Genomic DNA, 5,826 nt, shown 5'->3' with positions numbered 1-5,826 from the left:
CCCGCCGGTGAGGGGCGGCCGGGGACGCGGCTGCGGCCCAGGCCCCCAAAGGGCAGGCGGGGCCGGGGCCGCAAGGGCTGGCCGGGGCCGAAGCGGGATCCGCCGGGCGCCGTTTTGACCGCCCTGCGCGGCGCCGGGATCCCCGCCGGTTTCCCCTGTGGCGAACAAGCCCCAAATATGGAAGCCAGCCACGTAGCATCAAAGTACGTCGTAGCTAGGAGTGTGGCGAAATGTTTGAGCGATTTACGGACCGTGCCCGTCGCGTAGTTGTGCTTGCCCAAGAAGAGGCACGCATGCTGAACCACAATTACATTGGTACCGAACACATCCTCTTGGGTCTGATCCATGAGGGTGAGGGTGTTGCTGCCAAAGCCCTTGAGTCCTTGAGCATTTCGCTCGACGGCGTCCGCGAGCAGGTACAGGAGATCATCGGCCAGGGCCAGCAGGCCCCGTCCGGCCACATCCCCTTCACGCCGCGCGCCAAGAAGGTGCTGGAGCTCTCGCTGCGCGAGGCCCTCCAGCTGGGACACAATTACATCGGCACTGAGCACATCCTGCTCGGCCTCATCCGCGAGGGTGAAGGTGTAGCCGCCCAGGTGCTGGTCAAGCTCGGAGCGGACCTCAACCGCGTCCGCCAGCAGGTGATCCAGCTGCTCTCGGGCTACCAGGGCAAGGAAACTTCCGGCGCCGGCGTCGGCCCCGGCCAGGCCGAAGGCACGCCCGCCGGTTCTGTCGTCCTGGACCAGTTCGGCCGGAACCTGACCCAGGCTGCCCGCGAGAACAAGCTGGACCCCGTCATCGGGCGTGAATCCGAGATGGAACGCGTCATGCAGGTCCTGTCCCGGCGCACCAAGAACAACCCGGTGCTGATCGGCGAGCCCGGCGTCGGCAAGACGGCCGTCGTGGAGGGCCTGGCCCAGGCGATCGTCCGGGGCGATGTCCCGGAGACCATCAAGGACAAGCAGCTGTACACCTTGGACCTCGGGTCCCTGGTGGCCGGCTCCCGGTACCGCGGTGACTTCGAGGAGCGGCTGAAGAAGGTCCTCAAGGAGATCCGTACCCGCGGGGACATCATCTTGTTCATCGATGAGATCCACACGCTTGTGGGTGCCGGTGCCGCGGAGGGTGCCATCGATGCGGCCTCGATCCTGAAGCCCATGCTGGCGCGCGGGGAGCTGCAGACCATCGGTGCCACCACGCTGGATGAGTACCGCAAGCACATCGAGAAGGATGCCGCGCTGGAACGGCGTTTCCAGCCCATCCAGGTCAAGGAGCCCTCGGTTGCGCACGCGATCGAGATCCTCAAGGGCCTGCGGGACCGGTACGAGGCGCACCACCGCGTCACCATCACCGACGGCGCCCTCGCCTCGGCGGCGAGCCTGTCCGAACGCTACATCTCGGACCGTTTCCTGCCGGACAAGGCGATCGACTTGATCGACGAGGCCGGCGCACGCCTGCGCATCCGCCGGATGACGGCGCCGCCGGAGCTCAAGGTCATGGACGAGAAAATCGCCGCCATGAAGCTCGAGAAGGAATCCGCGATTGACGCGCAGGACTTCGAAGGCGCCGCCTCGCTGCGCGACAAGGAGCAGAAGCTCATTGCCGAGCGTGCCGAGAAGGAACGCCAGTGGAAGACCGGCGGCATGGACGACATCTCCGAAGTGGATGAGGACCTGATCGCCGAGGTCCTGGCGAATTCCACGGGCATCCCGGTCTTCAAGCTGACCGAGGAGGAGTCCTCGCGGCTGCTGAAGATGGAGGATGAACTGCACAAGCGGGTGGTGGGCCAGAACGAGGCCATCAAGGCCCTGTCCCAGGCGATCCGCCGGACCCGTGCAGGCCTGAAGGACCCGAAGCGTCCGGGCGGTTCGTTCATCTTCGCCGGCCCCACGGGCGTCGGCAAGACCGAACTGGCCAAGGCCCTTGCCGAGTTCCTGTTCGGTGAAGAGGATGCCCTGATCACCCTGGACATGTCCGAATACTCGGAGAAGCACACGGTCTCGCGCCTCTTCGGTGCCCCTCCGGGCTATGTGGGCTACGAGGAGGGCGGGCAGCTGACCGAAAAGGTCCGCCGCCGCCCGTTCTCCGTGGTCCTGTTCGACGAGGTGGAAAAGGCCCACCCGGACCTGTTCAACTCGCTCCTGCAGATCCTGGAAGACGGCCGCCTGACCGACTCCCAGGGCCGGGTGGTGGACTTCAAGAACACCGTGATCATCATGACCACGAACCTTGGCACCCGGGACATCTCCAAGAGCGTCGCCACCGGCTTCCAGTCCGGCACGGATACCCAGACCGGCTACAACCGGATGCGTGCCCGGGTCACGGAGGAGCTCAAGCAGCACTTCCGCCCCGAGTTCCTGAACCGTGTTGACGATGTGGTGGTCTTCCCGCAGCTGACCCAGGACGAGATCATCGAGATCGTGGACATGTTCGTCGGCCGGCTGGAGAAGCGCCTCAAGGACAAGGACATGGGCATCGAACTCACGCCCGCGGCCAAGGTGCTCCTGGCCACGCGCGGCTACGACCCCGCGATGGGCGCCCGGCCGCTGCGCCGGACCATCCAGCGCGAGATCGAGGACCAGCTCTCCGAGAAGATCCTGTTCGGCGAGCTCCACTCCGGCGACATCGTGGTGGTGGATGTGGAAGGCGAAGGCGACGACGCCAAGTTCACGTTCGCTGGCAACGCCAAACCGCGCATCCCCGAGATCGCGCCGAGCGTCTAAACGCCAAAACCAGAGGCCCCGTCATTCCCGAAAGGGTGTGGCGGGGCCTTTGCGTGGCCTGCGTCCCAGCGCGGAACGAGGGAGCCGGCGGCCCATGCTGCCGATGCCGTAGCGCCCAAGCCGTGCGGGGCCAAAGGCTGGCGAGTCTGAAAGCACCGTTTCACTCTCAGTGAACCGGGTGTGATCCGGGGCACAGGGGGTGTTGAATCGGGGCATGGCTTCCACGGATTCAGAGACCCTGAGCGAAACACCCGAGACCCCGTTCCATGACCTGGACCATTACCTCGCCATCCCGAGGATCAGTGGCCTGGCCCTGAGCCCCGACGGCGGAAGGCTGGTCACCACCGTGGCCACGCTCAATGCCGGCGGCACCGAATACGGCACCGCCTTGTGGGAGTTGGATCCTGCCGGGGCGAAGCAGGCGCGCAGGATCACCCGCAGTGCCAAAGGGGAGGCCGGGGCCGTGTTCGCCGCCAACGGCGAGCTCTACTTCACGTCCGCCCGCCCGGATCCGGAAAGCCCTGAGGCCGATCCGGTCAGCGCCTTGTGGATGCTGCCCGCAGGCGGCGGTGAGGCCCGGGTGGTGCTCTCGCGCGCCGGCGGCGTCAGCGCCGTGCTGGCAGCAAAGGACACGAACGCCCTCTTTGTCGCGGCACCTGTCCTGGCCGGTTCCACGGGCGAGGACAACGACGAGGAGCGCCGGAAGGCCCGCACCGACAAAAAGGTCGCCGCCATCCTGCACACCGGCTATCCCGTGCGCTACTGGGACGCCGATCTGGGACCCGCCCAGCCGCGGCTCTTCGCCGCCGAGCCGGGGGAGGAGCCGGAGCCGGGCAAGCCCGCCACGGTTGACGCCGTGGCGCCGCTCAAGCTCCGGAACCTGACGCCTGACGCCGGCAACGGGCTCCGCGACGCGGATTCCGTGGTCAGCCCGGACGGGAAGACCATTTACAGCAGCTTCAGCAAGCCGCTCGCCGGCGCCGATTCGCGGTCCGTGCTGGCAGCGATCGACGTCGCTACCGGCACCCGGAGCGTCCTGCTGGACACCGAAGGCATGAGCTACTTCCCTGGCCCGGTCAGCCCGGACGGCCGGATGCTGGTGGTACTCAGCGAAAGCGACACCACCCCGCTTTCGGCCCCGGAGATCAAGCTGCACCTGCTCGACGTGTCCGGAGCCGCCCCTGGAGCGGCCCCGACGCCCCTCGCCCACGAATGGGACCGCTGGCCCAGCCCCGCGGCCTGGCTGCCAGACGGCTCCGCCCTCCTCGTGACTGCCGACGACGACGGCGCCGCACCGGTCTTTCGGATCGGCATCCCCGGCTTCCCCGGCGGCGCCGGGCACGTCACACGGGTGACCGCTGACGCGGCAGCCTATTCCGACGTCGTGGTCTCTCCTGACGGGCGCAGCGCCTATGCGCTCCGCAGCTCCTACGAATTCCCCGCCGAGGCCGTGCGGATCGACCTTGCCAGCGGTGAGGTCCGCCGCCTCCCGGCCCCCGCGGAACGCCCGCACGTCAAAGGCTCGCTGGAACGGGTGGAGGCGACGGCGGCCGACGGCACCCGGGTGCCGGCGTACCTGGCACTCCCCGACGGGGCCTCGGCCGGCAATCCGGCGCCGCTCCTGCTCTGGATCCACGGCGGCCCGCTCGGATCCTGGAACGCCTGGACCTGGCGCTGGAACCCGTGGCTGCTCGTGGCCCGCGGCTATGCCGTGCTTCTCCCGGACCCTGCCCTGTCCACGGGATATGGCCGGCACCACATCCAGCGCGGCTGGGGCGAATGGGGCAAGGCCCCGTACACCGACCTGATGGCGATCACGGATGCCGTGGTCCAGCGCCCGGACATTGACGAGACGCGTACGGCGGCGATGGGTGGTTCCTTCGGCGGCTACATGGCCAACTGGGTGGCAGGGCAGACGGACCGGTTCAAGGCGATCGTCACACACGCCAGCCTCTGGGCACTGGACCAGTTCGGCCCCACGACCGACTCCGCGCAGTACTGGCTCATGGAAATGACGGACCAGATGGCCCTGGCCAACTCCCCGCACCGTCATGTGGAGAACATCAGCACCCCCATGCTCGTCATCCACGGCGACAAGGACTATCGCGTCCCGATAGGCGAAGGCCTGCGCCTCTGGTATGAACTCCTCTCCAAGTCGCAGCTCGCGGCCGGCGAGAACGGCGAAACCGACCACCGCTTCCTCTACTTCCCGGACGAGAACCACTGGATCCTGCGGCCGCAGCACACGAAGGTCTGGTACGGCGTCGTCGAGCATTTCCTCGCCAGAAACGTCCTGGACAAGGACCTGCCGGTACCTGCCGAACTGGGGCTCTGAGTCCGTCGCCCAATAGGCAGCTCACGGAGCGGCCACCGTAGGATTGGGCTGTGACTGAGACGATCCGCATCCGCCCTGCCCGCACCAGCGACGTCGCAGAAATCAAGGCGCTGGTGGCCCCGCTGGCCGATCAGCGAATCCTCATGGCCAAGGAGACTGTGGCCTACTACGAAAGTCTGCAGGAGTTCCTGATCGCCGAATCCGACGACGGCGACGTGATCGGCTGCGGGGCCCTGCACGTAATGTGGGATGACCTCGCCGAGGTGCGGACGCTGGCAACCTCGGATGCCTGGCGTGGCAGGGGCGTGGGGCACCTGCTCGTGGAGCGGCTGTTGGAGAAGGCAAGGGACCTGGGCATTGCCCGGGTGTTCTGCCTGACCTTCGAGGTGGAGTTCTTCAAGCGGCACGGCTTCGACGTGATGGCGGACCAGTCCGCCGTCGATCCCGTGGTCTATTCGGAGCTGCTGCGCTCCCACGATGAGGGAGTGGCTGAGTTCCTGGACCTTGCGCGGGTGAAGCCCAATACCCTCGGCAATACCCGGATGATCAGAACACTGTAGTTCCGGTTGCCCGAGGCGGGTCCGGGTCTCCGTAGCGATGATGCGGGATGAGGTCTTCCCATCCATAAATTTGATGGATAAACTGATCCCGGCCCAGGGGGTGGGCCGGGATCTTTTCGGAGGCACGAGATTGCACAGTGACGTGGTTTTTCCCGATTTCTCAGCATTTCAAGTGGCTGCTGGCGGCACGCCCGCGGCGCCCGACCCG

General features: G+C 66.9%; 3 protein-coding genes. All 3 read left to right on the top strand.

Annotated features, from left to right (window positions below; all coding sequences use genetic code 11):
* The first annotated feature begins 230 nt into the window (after positions 1-230).
* The 3 genes from BJG92_RS02615 (at position 231) to BJG92_RS02605 (ending at position 5,618) form a co-directional block, all read left to right on the top strand.
* Entirely contained in the window at positions 231-2,723 is a 2,493-nt protein-coding gene (locus BJG92_RS02615; protein ID WP_232082464.1) for an ATP-dependent Clp protease ATP-binding subunit, read from the top strand.
* 214 nt (positions 2,724-2,937) lie between these two features.
* Complete coding sequence (locus BJG92_RS02610; protein ID WP_232082463.1) at positions 2,938-5,058, top strand: prolyl oligopeptidase family serine peptidase; 2,121 nt, start codon at positions 2,938-2,940, stop codon at positions 5,056-5,058.
* 50 nt (positions 5,059-5,108) lie between these two features.
* Positions 5,109-5,618, top strand: coding sequence for an amino-acid N-acetyltransferase (locus tag BJG92_RS02605; RefSeq protein WP_232082462.1), 510 nt, complete (start codon positions 5,109-5,111; stop codon positions 5,616-5,618).
* The last annotated feature ends 208 nt before the right edge of the window (positions 5,619-5,826 follow it).

This window comes from Arthrobacter sp. SO5, from assembly GCF_020532805.1.
Classification (GTDB): domain Bacteria; phylum Actinomycetota; class Actinomycetes; order Actinomycetales; family Micrococcaceae; genus Arthrobacter.
Note: the sequence above shows the minus strand (reverse complement) of the source record. Positions and strands in the feature narration are given on the sequence as shown.

What these genes read in the sequence shown, in the direction of transcription:
- BJG92_RS02610 (WP_232082463.1), top strand. Translation starts at nt 2,938, where the DNA reads ATGGCTTCCACGGATTCAGAGACCCTGAGCGAAACACCCGAGACCCCG.
- BJG92_RS02615 (WP_232082464.1), top strand. Translation starts at nt 231, where the DNA reads ATGTTTGAGCGATTTACGGACCGTGCCCGTCGCGTAGTTGTGCTTGCC.